This is a genomic window from Microlunatus sp. GCM10028923, from assembly GCF_042666975.1.
Lineage (GTDB): Bacteria > Actinomycetota > Actinomycetes > Propionibacteriales > Propionibacteriaceae > Microlunatus.
Window position 1 is genome coordinate 56,871 of sequence record NZ_JBHTFF010000014.1, and the last position, 15,709, is coordinate 72,579.

General features: G+C 68.4%; 15 protein-coding genes and 1 pseudogene. 7 read left to right on the forward strand and 9 right to left on the reverse strand.

The window, feature by feature from the left end; genetic code table 11:
- Window positions 1–56: 56 nt before the first annotated feature.
- The 6 genes and pseudogenes from ACFQU4_RS28325 to ACFQU4_RS28350 all read right to left on the reverse strand — a co-directional run bounded on the left by ACFQU4_RS28325 (window position 57) and on the right by ACFQU4_RS28350 (window position 6,837).
- Window positions 57–1,757, reverse strand: a complete 1,701-nt coding sequence (locus tag ACFQU4_RS28325) for an ABC transporter substrate-binding protein (RefSeq protein WP_377498553.1) — start codon at window positions 1,755–1,757, stop codon at window positions 57–59.
- 62 nt (window positions 1,758–1,819) lie between these two features.
- Window positions 1,820–2,650: pseudogene (locus tag ACFQU4_RS28330) on the reverse strand (ABC transporter ATP-binding protein); the annotation flags it as partial.
- Window positions 2,643–3,674 carry an ABC transporter ATP-binding protein gene (locus tag ACFQU4_RS28335; RefSeq protein ID WP_377498555.1) on the reverse strand — a complete coding sequence of 344 codons (1,032 nt, stop codon included), beginning with the start codon at window positions 3,672–3,674 and terminating at the stop codon, window positions 2,643–2,645. The pseudogene ACFQU4_RS28330 and the gene ACFQU4_RS28335, both read right to left, overlap by 8 nt.
- Window positions 3,671–4,591 (reverse strand): ABC transporter permease, encoded by a 921-nt coding sequence (locus ACFQU4_RS28340; protein ID WP_377498557.1) that lies wholly within the window; start codon window positions 4,589–4,591, stop codon window positions 3,671–3,673. The genes ACFQU4_RS28335 and ACFQU4_RS28340 overlap by 4 nt, the downstream gene beginning before the upstream one ends.
- A 1-nt stretch (window position 4,592) precedes the next feature.
- Window positions 4,593–5,531, reverse strand: coding sequence for an ABC transporter permease (locus ACFQU4_RS28345; protein WP_377498559.1), 939 nt, complete (start codon window positions 5,529–5,531; stop codon window positions 4,593–4,595).
- Between the two features lie 268 nt (window positions 5,532–5,799).
- The gene (locus tag ACFQU4_RS28350; protein WP_377498561.1) at window positions 5,800–6,837 is read right to left on the reverse strand and encodes a LacI family DNA-binding transcriptional regulator; all 1,038 of its coding nucleotides are present in this window, start codon (window positions 6,835–6,837) and stop codon (window positions 5,800–5,802) included.
- A gap of 385 nt (window positions 6,838–7,222) precedes the next feature.
- Between ACFQU4_RS28350 and ACFQU4_RS28355 the strand changes: the two genes are divergently transcribed.
- The 6 genes from ACFQU4_RS28355 to ACFQU4_RS28380 all read left to right on the forward strand — a co-directional run bounded on the left by ACFQU4_RS28355 (window position 7,223) and on the right by ACFQU4_RS28380 (window position 12,555).
- Complete coding sequence (locus ACFQU4_RS28355) at window positions 7,223–7,609, forward strand: hypothetical protein (protein ID WP_377498563.1); 387 nt, start codon at window positions 7,223–7,225, stop codon at window positions 7,607–7,609.
- Window positions 7,610–7,939: 330 nt separating this feature from the next.
- Entirely contained in the window at window positions 7,940–8,680 is a 741-nt protein-coding gene (locus tag ACFQU4_RS28360) for a DsbA family protein (RefSeq protein WP_377498565.1), read from the forward strand.
- Entirely contained in the window at window positions 8,677–8,907 is a 231-nt protein-coding gene (locus ACFQU4_RS28365; protein WP_377498567.1) for a hypothetical protein, read from the forward strand. The genes ACFQU4_RS28360 and ACFQU4_RS28365 overlap by 4 nt, the downstream gene beginning before the upstream one ends.
- A gap of 454 nt (window positions 8,908–9,361) precedes the next feature.
- The gene (locus tag ACFQU4_RS28370; protein ID WP_377498569.1) at window positions 9,362–10,414 is read left to right on the forward strand and encodes a substrate-binding domain-containing protein; all 1,053 of its coding nucleotides are present in this window, start codon (window positions 9,362–9,364) and stop codon (window positions 10,412–10,414) included.
- 318 nt (window positions 10,415–10,732) lie between these two features.
- A complete protein-coding gene (locus tag ACFQU4_RS28375) occupies window positions 10,733–11,677 on the forward strand; it encodes a sigma-70 family RNA polymerase sigma factor (protein ID WP_377498571.1) in 945 nt (314 codons plus the stop codon).
- Window positions 11,678–11,739: 62 nt separating this feature from the next.
- Entirely contained in the window at window positions 11,740–12,555 is an 816-nt protein-coding gene (locus tag ACFQU4_RS28380; RefSeq protein ID WP_377498573.1) for a YybH family protein, read from the forward strand.
- A 27-nt stretch (window positions 12,556–12,582) separates the two neighbouring features.
- Here the strand turns inward: ACFQU4_RS28380 and ACFQU4_RS28385 are convergent, their stop codons facing one another.
- Window positions 12,583–13,233: a TetR/AcrR family transcriptional regulator gene (locus tag ACFQU4_RS28385; RefSeq protein WP_377498575.1), complete on the reverse strand. Its 651-nt coding sequence runs from the start codon at window positions 13,231–13,233 to the stop codon at window positions 12,583–12,585.
- 54 nt (window positions 13,234–13,287) lie between these two features.
- On the opposite strand from ACFQU4_RS28385, the gene ACFQU4_RS28390 reads away from it, so the two are divergent.
- A complete protein-coding gene (locus ACFQU4_RS28390) occupies window positions 13,288–13,698 on the forward strand; it encodes a hypothetical protein (protein ID WP_377498577.1) in 411 nt (136 codons plus the stop codon).
- A 23-nt stretch (window positions 13,699–13,721) separates the two neighbouring features.
- Here ACFQU4_RS28390 and ACFQU4_RS28395 read toward each other — a convergent pair whose 3' ends face one another.
- A complete protein-coding gene (locus tag ACFQU4_RS28395; RefSeq protein ID WP_377498579.1) occupies window positions 13,722–14,414 on the reverse strand; it encodes a GPP34 family phosphoprotein in 693 nt (230 codons plus the stop codon).
- A 122-nt stretch (window positions 14,415–14,536) separates the two neighbouring features.
- Window positions 14,537–15,685 carry an ROK family protein gene (locus ACFQU4_RS28400; protein ID WP_377498581.1) on the reverse strand — a complete coding sequence of 383 codons (1,149 nt, stop codon included), beginning with the start codon at window positions 15,683–15,685 and terminating at the stop codon, window positions 14,537–14,539.
- Between the last annotated feature and the right edge of the window lie 24 nt (window positions 15,686–15,709).

Below are 15,709 nucleotides of genomic sequence, written 5' to 3' on the forward strand. Positions count from 1 at the left end.
GTGTGCGCCGCGCACCGGATTCCGTCGGGGGAGACCGGTGCGCGGCGCCTTTCTGCTCAGGTCCGGTTCGGCGCCAGGACCTTGATCGTCTGTACCGGATCGCCGTAGCTGTCGAACTGGGGCCGGAAGTCGTCCACCGCATCGGGCAGTGGGAAGCCGTTCCAGTTCTTCGTCGTCCACAGAACTTGAGCGCCGAGTCCCTGGTACGGAATCACCGGCGCGGAATCGCCGAAGATGACCTGAAGCCTGCGGATGAGGTCGGCGGTCTTGTCGAGGTCGTCGCGGGGAATCTCCTTCAGGTCGTGCAGGAGTTCGTTGCCCTCGTCGCTGATCGGCCACAGGCCCTGGTTGCCGTACCCCATGGCCTGTTTGGCCGGGTCCAGATTCTCCAGGAGATAGGCCTGGTACGTGTTGTACGGCGAACCGTTGAACGTGGTGCCGAAGATGACCAGCCGGTACTTGTGCTTTGCGAGGTTGTCGTTGAACGTTTTGTCGGACAGGCCGTTGTATTTCACGTCGACGCCCAGCACCTGTTTCCACTGACTGCAGAGGACCGGCCCCGCCACGATGTCCTCCTTCTCGTTCAGGTTCACGTCGAGCGTCAGCGGGTACTTTTTACCGTCCTTGGTCAGGACTCCGTCTTCGACGGCGTAGCCGGACTCCGCGAGTGCGGCCTTGGCCGAGTCGACGTTCTGAACCATCGGCTTGTCATAGGGCGCAGTCAGCATGTTCGCGAAGAGGAGTGGACTCAGCCCGGCGGCGGTCGGGATTTCGTAGCCCGTGTTGATCGAGGCCTGGATGACGGTGGGGTCGACGGCGTCTCGAAACGCGATGCGCAGTTGTTCGTTGTCGAAGGGCGCCGTGGAGCACTGGAACTGCACGCCACGCGTGGACCCGCTGGGATAGACGTGGTAGGCGTTGGCCGGGTCCATGCCGGTGAAGGTCTTGGCCACGCCCGGGCCGCCCCCCATGGCCCAGTCGATGTCGCCCTTGGTGATGGCCGACTGAACATTGGCCGGCGTGCCGTGCGGCACGATCTCGATCTTCTTGACGCCCTCGATTCGCCCGCCCCAATAGTCGTCACGCACCTCGAGGGTGATGCGTTGTGGCGAATAGGTGGACAAGCGGCAGGGGCCGGTGCCCACCGGTTTCTTGTCCTGGAATTTGCCGCGATCCTCCTGTTTCGCATACACGTGCTGCGGCAGGATCGGATAGTAGAGCGCGAGATTCGTGTCCTGCTGGGTGTTGGGAAAGTTGTATTCACACACCACCGTGAAATCGTCGGTCTGGTACACCTTCTTCCGGAGAAAGGTCGTCGCGTCGCCGGCCTTCGGCGGGCCGAACACCTCGTTGTAGCTGTAGACGACGTCCTCCGCGTCGAACCGCTCACCGTCACTCCAGGTCACGTCCTGCCGGAGTTTGTACGTGGCGGTCTTCCCGTCCGCCGAATACTTCACGCTCTCGCCGAGCACCGGAGCGAGCGTGCCGCCCTCCTTGTTGGTGATGCGGAATAGCGGCTCCCAGATCAGGCCGACGGCCGGCGCGGCGCCGCCCGCCGAGATGTAGATGTTCCAGTTCTCGACGAACTGGTTGGTGCCGGAATCCTGGCCTGGGGTGGGATTGGCACCCAGCGTAATGATGCCCTCGCGAGCCTTCGCGGAGCCGGACTGCTGGACGGCACCCTCGCAGCCGACCAGGGCGAGCCCGGTGCCGGCGGTGATCGTGGCGAGGAACGCCCTGCGGCTGATCTCAGACATGCTGAGCCTCCTTGGGAATGGGTGGATAGTGATCGTCACCGGGCATGCTCGGTGTGGAAGAGACTTCGTCCGGAACCCTTGTAGCGGGCCGGATCCGGTGCCGCCGCGAGCAGCCGGCGGGTGTAGGGATGTTGCGGATCGTTGATCAACTTCTCGGTCGGGCCGGACTCGACGATGCGGCCGCGGTACATCACATACATGCGGTCGGACGCGTACCGAGCGCTGGCGATGTCGTGCGTGATGAAGAGGGAACTCAGGTCCTCGGTGTCACGCAGCCGCCGCAGCAGGTTGAGCACGTCGAGGCGCATCGAGGCGTCCAGCATGGAGGTCGGCTCGTCGGCCAGCAGCAGCCGCGGCCGTACCGCGAGTGCTCGGGCGATGGCGACGCGCTGTCGCTGCCCGCCCGACAGATCCGAGGGGTAGCGGTGCAGGAAGTCCGCCGCGGGGGTCAGGTTCACCTTCTCCAGCAGTTCGATCAAGATCCTGCGCTTGTCGCTGCTGCTCGGCCGGCGGACGCCGACGGTGCCCGCGTCCGAGGAGTTGATCTTGTGCAGGTCCAGCATCCGGCCGAGGATGTGGTCGATCCGCTTCAGCGAGTTCAGCGAGTTGAACGGGTCCTGATAGATCATCTGGACCTCGCGGTAGTACGCGCGGTTGCGCCGGCCCCGGTGCTGCAGCGGTCGACCGCGGAACCGGATCTCGCCCGAGGACGGACGGTGCAACAGGGCGAACATCCGGGCCAGGCTCGACTTGCCGGACCCGCTCTCGCCGACCAGGGCGACGATCTCGCCGCTGCCGATCTCCAGGTCGACGTCGTCGACCGCCGTGACCGCGGTCGCGCCGCTGGTGAAGAGAAGTCTGACCCCGCGGGCCTCCAGCAGTGGCTCAGTCATCGCTGCCCGCCGTTTCGGAGACTCGCTGTTCGGACTGCGGTGATCGTTGCGCGACATGGCAGGCCACCAGCTCGGAGCCGACCTGCTTCAGTTCCGGCATGACCCTGGTGCAGAGCTCCTCGGCCAGCGGGCAGCGGGGTGCGAAGGCGCAGCCGGGTGGCAGGGCCCGGAGATCGGGCGGCGTCCCGGCGATTCCGGTCATCGGCCGGAGCGGCTCGCGCAACGGCGGGAAGGCGTCCCGGAGCCCGCGTGTGTACGGATGCAGGGCCCCGTCGTGGATCCGTTCGGGCGTTCCGACCTCGACCACCCGGCCCGCGTACATGATCGCGATCCGGTCGGCGATCTCCAGCAACAACGAGAGATCATGGGTGACGAACAGGACCGCGAACCCGTTGTCGCGCTGCAAGGTGAGCATCTTGTCCAGCAGCTCGCGCTGCATCAGCACATCCACTGCAGTGGTGGGCTCGTCCATCAGGATCAGGGACGGATCGCAGGCCAGTGCCAACGCGATCAAGGACCGTTGCTGCATCCCGCCGGACAGCTCGTGCGGGTACGCCGAGAGCCGGTCGGCCGGCATGCCGACGAGTTCCAGCAGTTCCTCGGCCCGGTTCACCGCCGCCTCCTGGGTCAGGCCGCGGCTGTTCTTCTTGATCACGTCGAGGAACTGGGCCTGCAGCCGGGCCACCGGATTGAGGCAGGCCATCGCCGACTGCATCACGATCGAGATGTCCGTCCACCGGTAGTCGGAGAGCTCGTCCTCGGTCAGGGAGGTCAGGTCGACCGGGCGCTCCCCGGGCCGGGCGAACAGGATCTGCCCGCCGGCCGTGACCGCGGGATCGCGCTGCAGCCGTCCGACCGCCGCCAGCAGCGTCGACTTCCCGCTGCCGGACTCGCCGGCGATGCCGATGATCTCGCCGGGCCGGATCGACAGGCTGACGTCGGCGCAGGCGGTGACCGGTCCGTCCTCGGTGACGTAGTCGACGAACAAGTGCTCGACCTGGAGGATCGCTTCATGATCGTTCATCGGCTCGGCTCCGGTACTGGGCGGCGTGGGTTGAGCCGTACCTGCTCCCGGTAGCGTCGCGTCAGGGCTCGCCGCTTCGAACTGAGCGTCGGGTTGGTCACCTCGTCCAGTCCGAAGTTGATCAAGGTCGTGGCGAAGCCGATCATGGCGATCGCCAGGCCGGGCGGCAGGAACCACCACCACAGTCCCGTGTAGAGCGCGTTCTGCGACATGGCGTACTGGATCATCAGGCCCCAGCTCGGTTCGGCCGCGTCCCCGATGCCGAGGAAGGCGATGGCCGCCTGGAAGGTGATGCCGGCCGAGACCAGGCGCAACACCATGGGCGAGATCACGCCGAACAGGTGGGGCACCAGTTCGCTGAAGATGATCCGCCAGCCGGACTCGCCGGCCGTGGTGAGTGCCGTCGTGAACTGGCGGCTGCGGAGGGAGAGCGCCTGCGCGCGAATGGCCCGGGCGCCGCCCGACCATTCCAGCAGCCCGATGATGATCGCGACCGTCAACAGATTGGCGCTGGGGAAGATCGCCGCGACCATGAAGAGGATCGCGAACGTCGGCGTGGTGTTGAAGACCAGGATGAAGGCGTTGATCGCGCGGTCGACCCAGCCGCCGCAGTAGCCGGCCAGCAGCCCGGTGACCAGTGCGATCGCGGTGCCGACCAACGCCGAGACGGCACCGACGAAGATCGACGACCTGGTGCCGTGGATCATCCACACCAGGGCGTCCTGGCCCGAACTCGTCGTGCCGAGCAGGTGGGCCGGGCTCGGCGGCATGCCCAGGGCCTGCGGATCGATGTCCAGCGGCTCGATGCGCAGCACCTCGCTGGTGAACAACGGCCCGAAGACGGCGACCAGGACGAAGACGGCCAGGATGCCGACCCCGATCTGAACTCGGCGTACCCGAAGGAAGCGGCGCGGCACGTCAGGACTCCTGGATCCGGGGGTCGAGCAGGGTGTAGACCGAGTCGGCCAGGAAGTTGAACACGAGCGTGATCGCGATGATGATCAACATGATTCCCTGGATGACCGGGTAGTCCCGTTCCGTGTTCGCGGCGCCCAGCAGGCCGCCGACCCCCGGGTAGACGAAGACGCTCTCGGCCAGCACCACCGAGGTGAGGGTGAAGCCGATCGCCTGGGCCAATCCGGTGAAGTTCGGCAGGATCGCGTTTCGCGCGGCGTAACGGGTGCGGACCTGAGTGGGCGACAGTCCCTTCGCCCGGGCCAACTGGACATAGTCCTCGTTCACGGTCGTGATCATCATGTTGCGCATCGTGAACATCCAGTTGGCGAAGCCGACGATGATCAGGGTGGTCAGCGGGAGGATGCTGTAGATCAGGACGCTGAGCAGGAAGGTCGGGTTGAGCAGGTTGATCTCGAGCTCGGTGTTGTAGGCGCCCGCGGCCGGCAGCCAGCCGTGCTGGTAGGCCACGAACCAGACCAGGAGCAGCCCGAGGAAGAACGGCGGGATGTTGTTCACGAACATGGCGACCGGGGTGAGGACCGTGTCGAACCTTCCGCCGGGGCGCCAGCCCAGCCGGGCCCCGGCGACGGTGCCGATCACCCAGCCCAGCACGGTCGACGCCAGCCCGAGGTAGACGGTCCAGGGGATGGCCTTGCCGACCAGGTCGACCACCGGTACCGGGTAGTACTGGATCGAGAGACCGAGGTTCCCTTGCAGGGTCTCCCCGAGGTAGCGACTGAACTGGTTCAGTAGCCCTTCTTCCGGGTTGCCGTACCGAGCGAAGATCGACTGCAGCTCCAGCGGACCGGGCGGCCGCCCGGTCTTGGCGGTGACGTTCTGGATCATCTGCTGGGCCGGGTCGCCGGGGATCAGCCGGGGCAGCATGAAGTTCAGAACCAAGGACAGGAAGGCAACTGCGGCGTAGCTGAGGGCACGCAGGCCGAGGAATCGCAGCGCCCACAAGGTGCGCGGGCGCGACGAGGATTGAGCTTTTGGGTCCGCAGCCGTCGTGCCGCTGTCGTTCGTCGTTGACAACAGAGATCGCCTTCCTCGGTCCAGCTCGCTGAGGTTGACGCGAGCGTACACTGAACCGAGTTAGTAAAGTTGGGTTTATCCCGTTGTTACCTGGCCGGCGAGGCCGGGCCAGGATGACGGGAGGGGTACCGGCTCAGCCGGCGTCGACGACGGCAGTGCTCTGCCGGACCACCAGTCGCGGGGTCGGCGCCTGCACGCGCGGCAGGGTCGCCGTACCGGCCATCACCTCGAGCAGGGTGGCGGCGACCAGGTTGCCGAGGGCGAAGGTGTCCCGGGTCAGTGCGCTGAGGGCGGGGTGCATGCGCTGGGTCAGCACGGAGTCGTCGAACGACACGATGGACACCTGCTCGGGCACCGAAACGCCCATCTCCATCGCGACGCCGAGCCCGGCGACGGCCATCACGTCGCTGTCGTAGATCATCGCGGTCGGTCGCTGCCGGGAGGCCAGGATGCTGCGGGTGGCGGTCGCGCCCTCGGCGTCGCTGAAGTCGGTGTGCACGGTGGTGATCTCCAGGCGGCGCCCCTTCGCGAGCGACCGGATCGCGTTGTCGCGGGCCTGGGTGTGCAGGAACTCCGGCTTGCCGGCGACATGGCCGATGCGACGGTGACCGAGGGCCACCAGGTATTCGACGATCGACGACATGGCGGCATGATCATCAACCCAGACCGAGGGCAGCTTCAGTCCGTCATCGCCGCCGATCACCACCGCGGGCAGATCGAGCTTGGCCAGCATGGGGAAGCGCGGATCGTGGGCACGCACGTCGGTGATCACGAGACCGTGCACCCGATCCTCGGACGCCCATTGCCGGTAGACCTCGATCTCCGACTGGAGGTCTTCCACGATCAGCAGCTGGAGGCCGATCGCGTCGGTGGACAGCGTGCTCTGCAGGCCGGAGATCAACTGGGCGAAGAACGGCTCGACCCCGAGGGTCCGGGCGGGGCGGGCGAACACCAGTCCCACCATGTCGAAGCGATTGCGGTTGAGGGCCTGGGCCGCCCGGAGCGGTCGCCAGTTGAGTTCGTCGGCGACCTGGAGAATGCGCTCGCGGGTCGCCTCGCTCAACCCGTCCTTGCCGTTGAGTGCAAAGGAAACGGCGGTCTTGGAGACCCCGGCGCGAGCAGCGATGTCCCCGATCGTGGGCCGGGGCGCGACCGGTCGCGACCTCGCCATCCTCGTCCTCCGCTCCTTGATCCGAGACCGCTACAGAACGGCCGGCGGTCTCGGCCCTGGCATCCCCGAGCTTCAGCACTGAACCCACTCGGCAAGGCCGCCAGCTGGGACCTTGTGTCACGGCGTCCGGCGAGGGTACGACGGTCGCACTCGGCAGCCCTCTCCGCCGCCGGTTTGACGTTAACTACTTTAGCTGAGCCGCCGGAGCGCGCCAATGCCCACACCCGGGGTGGCGGCGTGTCGAGCCGGGGCCGGCCGGGATCCGGGTCGCCGGCGGCGACCTTGACGGGTCGATTGCGCCAGGTCGAAACCGGAACGTATCGTCTGGCTGGTCGGGCGGTGCGGGACCGAGCCAGCCGTGGCCGAGCCGTGAGGAGGCGTCTCTGTGAGGTCGACAGCCCGGGCACGCCGACTCGTCGGCATCGTCCGGATGGTGACCGGAGTCGTCGCTGCCCTGTGTCTGGGGCTGCACGTGTTCTCGCTGCATCACGAGTCCGGCTCCATGATCACGGACGGCGAAACCGGTCTGGTGACGTCCGCGGCCGAACTCGTGGACGACGACCTCGACGGCCTGGCCGGCTGCGGGATCGCCCTGGCGGGAGCGTGTCTGCTCACGTTCGCCGTGGCACGGTCCCGGCAACTCGGCCGGCGGGTTCTCGCGGGCCGCTCCTGGTCCGCGCGCCGGAGCCTCTCCCGGTCGACCGGCCACGTCCCTGCGCCGAACCGTCGCCGAGCCTTGGGCCTCGTGCAACTCTCCGTGTGCCGTACCTGATCCGGCGTCGCTGAGCGATCGGCGGCACCTCGGACCCGAGGTCCGCTGCCGGCTCGCCGAACACCCATGATCATTTCGGGCCCGGGGCTGCCGTTGCGGGTACGGGCCCGCACTTTCTCGTACGACCAGGGCGGCCCGGATCCGCCGTGGTTCGCCCGCGCCGTCGGTGCGGCGACCATGATCATCGACGGGCTCCGCCGCTCACCGGGCGATGCACTGCCATCGCCCGACCCTTTCCGCCCGTGGCCGCTCGGGCCACGACCCGCTCCCGGCATACCCAGCCATCCCGGCTCCGACTCGCGGAGCCCATGCCCGAAGGAGATCTGCACCGTGACAGGACAGCCGCCGCACCCGACGTACTCCAAGGAACTTTCCCAGCAACAGAACCTGACCGCCGAGCGCCGCCGGCGCAACCGAGTCCTCAGCGCGGTCCTGGCCGCGGTGTTGTTGATCATCGGCGCCCTGATCGCGGTGCCACTGGTACGGGGCGAACTGGCACCGGCCGACCGTCCGGCGGGCCCGGCCGGTCCGGCCGACCCCGGCATCACCGTCCGGGAGGACTCGCACCGGCTGACCGAGGTCCCGGGCAGCACGGTGACGCTGGTCGAGTTCCTCGACTTCGAGTGTGAGGCCTGCGGTGCCGTCTTCCCGGCGATCGAGGAGCTGCGGGCGGCCTACGGCGATCGGGTAACGTTCGTCGTCCGCTACTTCCCGGTGCCGAGCCACGTCAACGCCGAACGCGCCGCACGGGCGGTGGAGGCGGCCGCGCAGCAGGGGCAGTTCGAGCCCATGTACCGGAGGATGTTCGAGACCCAGGCCGGCTGGGGTGAGCAGCAGACCCCGATGGACGCCCGCTTCCGCGGCTACGCCCAGGAACTCGGTCTTGATCTTGAGCAGTGGGACCGCGACTACAGCGCACCCGAGACCCTGGAACGGATCAAGGCCGACGTCAGGGACGGCCAGACCCTCGGAGTGGAAGGAACTCCGACCTTCTTCCTCAACGGGACCAAGCTCGAACCGCGGTCGGTCGACGACCTCACGCGGGCCCTCGAGGAAGCCCTGGCCCGGTGAGCGGCCGACCGATCCGGGACAGGCCGGCTCGCCGGGAGCCCAGCGACGATGCCGAGGCGCGTCGCCGGGCGGCGCTGGCGGTGCGCCGCAACATGATCATCATGAACCTGGCCGCGACCGTGCTGATCATTCTCGTCACGATCATCGCCGTCCAGGTCGCCGGCCGGTGGCACCCGAGCCCGGAACCGGCCCCGGCCGGTCAGACCACGTCGGGTGGCGCACGCTGACGTCGGCCGGCGTGGTGGGCGTCACCGAACCCGCGGCTAACCGGCGCTCCGGTACACCTGGTCGGTCCGAACAGGGACGTCAACGATCGAGGTCCGACGATGACGATGCCGGCGCCACCTGGACGGACTTCAGCCGAATCCGATTCCCGTCCTGATCCGCATTCCCGTCGCGGCTTCGCGGCCCCGAAAGGCCGACAATTCACGGAGCTGTGCGATGTGCGAATTTGTTCGGATGGGGCTGTGGATGGTTAAAGAATCAATGTGGTCAAGTACGGTACGGGTGCGACTCGGAACGACGTACAGGAGTTGTGATGAATGGACTGCGGTGTCGCCTCGGGGGTGACGAGGGGCCAACAGCGAGATGGCGGTGCGAACCCATGGGAACGGAATCGGAACGGGCCCATGGTGTCGATAGGCGGGTGCGGTGAAGGCGCTGTCACCGCGACAGAACGCCATGATGCGCATTGTGCGCCAGAACGGATCGGTGCGGGTCGCGGCCTTGGCGAGCCTGCTCGGCGTCACGTCGATGACGGTCCGCCGTGACCTCGGAGTTCTGGCCGAGGCCGGGCTGGTTGATCGCGTTCACGGCGGGGCCACTCTGCCGCGGCCGGTCGATTCGAGGAAGGCGCCGGCCGTGTCGAGTTCACGGGCCGTCCGGCTCGTCATCGGGATGCTGGTGCCGGAGAAGCTGCCCCAGCATCGAGCCCTGATCCGGGGTGCTCAGTTGGCGGCTCGGGCGATGTCGGCGGAACTGCGGATCGCTGTTTCTCATTACGATTCGGAGCGGGACCGTGAGGAGGTCGGACGGCTGGTCGACGGCAAGGTGGACGGCCTGTTGCTGACTCCGTCCACGGCCCTGCTGCCGGACTCCGATCAGCTGGAGTGGGTCCGCGGTCTCGACATCCCGGCGGTGATCGTCGAACGTCAGCTCGATGTCGCCAGCCGGCTCGACGTGGCCGACTCGGTGTCGACCGATCATGCGCACGGCATCCTGCTCGCGGTACGGCATCTGGTGGAACTCGGGCATCAGCGGATCGGCCTGTTCGCCTCTGATACCCCGACCACTCCCTGGCTGGAACGGGCGCTGCACCTGGCCCGATCGCTCCATCAGCTGCCGACCGACGTACCGCTGAAGCTTGATCATCCGCAGCTCAGCCGGGCGAGCGCCGACGACTATCTGGACGCCGTGACCGAGGAGGGGGTGACCGCCGTGATCGCGCACCCCGACCCGGAGGCGGCGCTGCTGCTGCGACGAGCCACGGCCCGGGGGCTGACGGTGCCCGACGATCTGGCCATGATCGCGTACGACGACATCCTCGCTGAGCTCACCGACGTACCGCTGACCGCGATCGCCCCGCCGTGGTGCGAGGTCGGTCGAGCGGCGGCGATCAGGCTGGCCAAGCGGCTCCGGGAAGGCTCGACGGTCGTGCAGCACACCAAGCTTTCGCCGACGCTGTGCGTACGCAGTTCCACCGTCCCGGCGGATCGGCCGCCGACGGCGAGTTGATCAATCCCCGATCCTTCGGATCACCAGACCCGGGCGCCCTGCCCGCCCCCCTCTCACCTCGGGCAGGGCGCCCCTTTCCCACCGCTAGGTGGGCCGGCCCGGCAGCCCGCAATTGGCCGAGTGCTGCCGGGCCGGCGATCTCACTGTGCATTCCGCAAACGTCGGTCCGGAATTCCCTTCAGCAAGATCACGTCGCAGCGGAATTCCCCGGTATCGAATTCATGATCGCCGTCGATCGGGCGCGGCTGTGCGGCGGAAAGAGGTCGAGTTCCGGGCTGGGGCCCACTTCGGTCGAGAAGGTCGGTAGCGTGAGCGGACATGGAAATACCGTCCGAGGACAGCTTCGCGATTTCGGTCGAACCGTTGCGCGGAGAATTGCGGGCCCACTGTTACCGGATGCTCGGCTCCGATCATGACGCCGACGACGCCGTCCAGGAGACGCTGGTACGGGCCTGGCAGAGCTGGGACCGCTACCAGGAGCGCGGCACGCTCCGGGCCTGGCTCTTCCGGATCGCGACCAACCGGTGTCTGACCCTGCTGGAACGGCGCGGCCGGCGGGAACTGCCCGCCGACCTCACCGACGCGTCGGCGGAGGTCAGCTGGGTGGAGCCGTATCCGGAACACCACCTCTCCTGGACCAGCCGGCTGGATCCGGCGGCCCGGATCGTCGCCCTGGAAAGCGTCGAGCTGGCGTTCATCGCTTCCCTGCAACGACTGTCGCCGTTGCAACGTGCCGTGCTGCTGCTCCGCGATGTGTTGTCCTTCTCGGCGCGGGAGACGGCCGACCTTCTCGACGGATCCACGGCCGCCGTCAACAGTGCGCTGCAACGGGCCCGCGAGGTGGTCCGCCGCGACGCCAGCCAACAGACCGAACTCGCCGACCTCGGAGCCGGTCGGCAGCGGACCCTGGTCGACGACTACGTGGCCGCCTGGGAGGCCTCCGATGTCGACGCCATCGTGGCGATGCTGACCGAGGACGCGAAGTACTCGATGCCGCCGGTCCCCGTCTGGTACGCCGGTCACGCCGGGATCCGTACCTTCCTCCTGGACGGACCGCTGCGGGAACGCTGGCGGCTGCTGCCGGCGCGCGCGAACGGCCAGCTCGCGGTCGCGACCTACCGCTGGCTGGACGGCGCGTTCCGGCCGGCCGGGCTTGATCTGCTCCGGCTGCGCGGCGACCGGATCGCCGAGGTGGTGTCGTTCCTGGAGGCCGACTTCGCCGCCTTCGGACTGCCCGGAGAACTTCCCGGCGAAGAGCGATGACTTCTGCGGTCGGGCCGGGTTCTACCGGTAGCCGAACCCGACAGCCAGAAAGGGCCCGAACCATGAACACCGACGAGCAACAGATCCGAGAACTGATCCAGCATTGGGCGGCGGCGGTCCACGCCGGTGATCTTGCCGGCGTCCTCGCCCAGCACACCGACGACGTGGTGATGTTCGACGTGCCGCCGCCGCACGACGGGGTCCGCGGCATCGACGCCTACGCCGAGACCTGGCCGCCGTTCTTCACCTGGCAGGCCTCCGGGGCGACCTTCGACGTGATCTCCCTCGAGGTCACCGCGGGAACCGACGCGGCGTACGCGGTCGCCCTGCTGCGGTGCGGCATGCCGGGGGAGGACCCGGACCGGCGGCTCAGGCTGACCATCGGCCTGCGAAAGATCGACGGCACCTGGATGATCACCCACGAGCACCATTCCTTTCCGCTCGATGATCAGCCGGACGCCGGCGAGGGCGAGATCCGGGAGCTGCACGACCGGTGGTTCGCCGCCTCGGCCGCTCGTGATCTTGACGCGACCATGGCCGTGATCGCGCCGACGGTCGTCTCGTACGAGCACTCCGTGCCGCTGCAGTACACGGATGTCGACGCGATCCGGGAGGAGTGCCGTACCGGCTTCGAACAGGCCCGCGGCGACTTCGACTGGAGCATCCCCGATCTCCAGATCCTGGTGCGTGGCGACCTGGCGGTCGCCTGGGGTCTCAATCGGATGGCGGACACCGTCGACGGAGTCGAGTCCGTCCGCTGGTCCCGAGGCACCCGGGTCTTCCAGAAGCTCGACGGGAGCTGGCTGATGGTGCACCAACACGTCTCCTTCCCCTTCCGGCCGGCCACCGGCCAGGCGGCGCTGGACCTGGTTCCCTGAGCCGAACTCCCGGGGGTACGGCCTCCGTCAACGGGGGCGGTCGCGCACCCGGGCCCGCAGGCCGTCGATGAGCAGGTCGAGGCCGAAGCTGAATTGGTCCACCGACCCGACGGCCGGCATCGCGTCGGCCGGCAGGCGGTGCTCGCTCGAGTCCCGTACGGCCTGGGCGGCTTCCGACCAGCGATCATCCCGCCGGCCCTGGGTGGCCACGGCCATCGCGATCGCACTGGACAGGTAGGCGATCAGGACCTGGCTCGCCGCGACCGTCTGGCGGTCGTCGAGGCCGGCCTGGCGCAGCGCCTCGATCAGGACCCGGCCGATCCGCAGACCGTGCGGACCCAGCGGCGGCCGGGCGGCGATGTGGGGTGCGATGCCCGGATGGGCCAGGGCCGCGCGGCGGGTCTCGGTGAGCAGGCTCCGCAGGCGATCCTCCCAAGGGTCATGATCATCGGGCAGCGCCAGGTCGGCCAGCGCAAGATCGGCGACGGCGTCGAGCAGCGCGACCCGATTGGCGAAGTGGCGGTAGAGCGCCATCGGGTCACAGCCGAGTTGCGCGGCGATCCTCCGAATCGCCATCGCCTCCGGCCCCTCCTGATCTCCGAGCTTCAGTGCGCTGGCGGCGATCGAGGCGGGGGACAGGGTGCCCCGGACCGTTCCCTTCGGCTGGCTCTTGACCATGGGCCGGAGTCTACGCCGTAGACATCCGCTCCCGATCCTGTCTACAGTGTAGACATGACCCGTTTCGTCGCCCTGGTTCCGCGGGGCATCGCAGGCATCCTGGCGGCGTTCATGGCCGCCTACTTCGTGACCGACAACTTCGGCGGCACTTCGGTGCTCCGGCTGAGCAACCCGTTCCTGATCCCCGACCTGCTGATCGTTCTGCTGCTCGGGATCGCGGCCCTGCTGCCGTCTCGTCCGGGACGGCCGATGCTGATCTTCTCGCTGGCCTGGTCGGCCGCTGTGTGGACGGTGTCGTTGGCGCACCTGATCATGGCCGGTCAGGTGGCCCGCGGCCTCGGGCATCTGGGAATGATCTTGCCCGCAGTGATCGCGGCCGTTCTGGTGATCATGATGCAAGCCCGGCAACGGCCGGACCGGGAGACGCCCGACAGGTCGGCCGCGACGGCCTCCTCATCGCCCTAGCTGCCGGTGGGCCGATCCGCGACCTAGGCTTCGTCGGTCGACGTTCGGGCGCGGGTGACCGCCCGGCTGACCGCGGCGTGAACCCGGCGGACCAGCGGGACGTGGATGCGGTGGGCGCCGGCCCGGACCAGATCCCGGGCCCGCTTGTTCAGCAGGCGTCGATCGAGTTCCGGGTGGACGAGCAGGTGCAGCAGGGCGCCGCTGGCGTGCAACAGCATGATCAGGACCAGGGTGCGCCAGTCCGGGTCGTCGCGTTCGGAGACGGCCCGTTGCACCCTGCGCCGGATGGGTTGTTCGGGACCGCCGCCGGTGGTGGCTGAACGGCGAGCGGAACGCCGGCCGAACGCCTTCGGGTCGGGCTCGGTGATGGTGCCGGCGGACACCAGGCGGTCGACGAGCTGCCGGTAGAGCCGGGTGCCCTCCCGGCCCGTGCTCATCGCATGGATCAGGCTGTTGATCTTCTGGTCGGGCTTCTCGGCGATCGTCGTGAGTGTCTGGTCGAGCAGGGCGTCACCGGTGAGCGTGGCGTCATGCAGGACGACGCGGCGGCGGCGGAGCAGGCCGACGGAATCGGGGGTGAGGGTGATCCGTCCGAGCAACGCCAGTTCGGCGACCAGAGCGCCGGCCAGGGCGGGCATCAACTGGCCCCGGCCGATCGGACGTTTCCCCGAACTGTCGTTGAGGCAAATCACCAGGATTTCCTCAGCGATCAGCATGATTCACGGTATTCGGTTTCTGAGTGGACGTGCCACCTTTTGCCATGCGTGGCCATGAGTAGAGGCGATTCTCTACCTACTCCAGGGTGATCCATACCCCGCGTGGCGGTCCAGACCCTGTCTCACGGATCGACGACGGTTCCGTGCCCGACGAGGGGTCGGACGGTCGGGACCGGAAGATCATCGATCCCGTAGACGGCCCGCCGATGCTGCGTGTACGCGTGCACCAGGGCTCCGTGCACGGACGCGTCGGCGCCGAGCAGCCCGCCGACGACGGGCAGGGCGAGTGGCAGGCCGATGACCCGGTGCAGGTCGTGCCGCAGCGGGTCGATCACCCGGTCGCGAGCGAGGGAGAGCCCGCCGCCGATGATGATCATCGCCGGGTCGACCGTCATCGCCACCGTCGCGATGCCGCGCGCCAGTGCCCCGATGAACGCGTCGATCTCGGCGTTGGCCTCGGCGTCACCGGCACCGGCGAGCCGGAAGACCTCGGCCGCGGTCGGGGCCCGTCGCCAGGACAGCTGACCGGTCGGCCCACCAAGATCACCGAAGGCCAGGTGCCCGATCTCCCCGGCGGCGTGGTGCACCCCGCGGCGCGGCTTCCCGCCGAGTACGAGGCCCATCGCGATCCGGTTGCCGACCGAGAGGTAGATCAGATCGTCGACCAGCCGCGCCGCGCCGAGGTGGTGTTCGGCGACGGCCGCCAGCCGTACGTCGTTGTCGACGGCGACCGGGCAGCCGAACGCCTCGGACAGTTGGGCGCCGAGGGCCGCCCCGGACCAGTCCGGGATGATCGAGGAAGTGATCACGCGTCCCTCGTCGTTCACCAGGCCGGGCACCGAGACGCCGGCGGCCCGGAGTGCGCTGCGGTCGATACCTTCCTCGGCGAGCAGTTCGGTCACACCATCGACCAGGCCGGACCACCGCTGCGCGGGTCGGGTGATCAGGTCGAAGCCGGTGACGGTCCGCTGGGCGATCACCGTGCCGGCGAGGTCGGCCAGGGCGACCCGGATGCTCGTCGTACCCACGTCGACACCCGCGACGACTCCGGCGTCGGCGGGGAACGCCAGCCGGCGGGCCGGCCGGCCCGCGCCGCGACTCTCCGGCTTCGGGGCGTCGACCACAAGATCAAGAGCGGCGAGCTCGGTCACCGCGTTCTCCACCGCGGTCCGGGACAGCGCCAGCGACCGGGCCAGCCCGGTCACGGACGCCGGGCCGCCGTCGCGGAGCTGGGCCGCCACGCGGGTCAGGGCCGGTGCTGATCCGATCATGCACATCCTCTCCGCCGATTACCA

What these genes read in the sequence shown, in the direction of transcription:
- ACFQU4_RS28325 (WP_377498553.1), bottom strand. Translation starts at nt 1,757, where the DNA reads ATGTCTGAGATCAGCCGCAGGGCGTTCCTCGCCACGATCACCGCCGGC.
- ACFQU4_RS28335 (WP_377498555.1), bottom strand. Translation starts at nt 3,674, where the DNA reads ATGAACGATCATGAAGCGATCCTCCAGGTCGAGCACTTGTTCGTCGAC.
- ACFQU4_RS28350 (WP_377498561.1), bottom strand. Translation starts at nt 6,837, where the DNA reads ATGGCGAGGTCGCGACCGGTCGCGCCCCGGCCCACGATCGGGGACATC.
- ACFQU4_RS28370 (WP_377498569.1), top strand. Translation starts at nt 9,362, where the DNA reads ATGATGCGCATTGTGCGCCAGAACGGATCGGTGCGGGTCGCGGCCTTG.
- ACFQU4_RS28375 (WP_377498571.1), top strand. Translation starts at nt 10,733, where the DNA reads ATGGAAATACCGTCCGAGGACAGCTTCGCGATTTCGGTCGAACCGTTG.
- ACFQU4_RS28380 (WP_377498573.1), top strand. Translation starts at nt 11,740, where the DNA reads ATGAACACCGACGAGCAACAGATCCGAGAACTGATCCAGCATTGGGCG.
- ACFQU4_RS28385 (WP_377498575.1), bottom strand. Translation starts at nt 13,233, where the DNA reads ATGGTCAAGAGCCAGCCGAAGGGAACGGTCCGGGGCACCCTGTCCCCC.
- ACFQU4_RS28390 (WP_377498577.1), top strand. Translation starts at nt 13,288, where the DNA reads ATGACCCGTTTCGTCGCCCTGGTTCCGCGGGGCATCGCAGGCATCCTG.
- ACFQU4_RS28395 (WP_377498579.1), bottom strand. Translation starts at nt 14,414, where the DNA reads ATGCTGATCGCTGAGGAAATCCTGGTGATTTGCCTCAACGACAGTTCG.
- ACFQU4_RS28400 (WP_377498581.1), bottom strand. Translation starts at nt 15,685, where the DNA reads ATGATCGGATCAGCACCGGCCCTGACCCGCGTGGCGGCCCAGCTCCGC.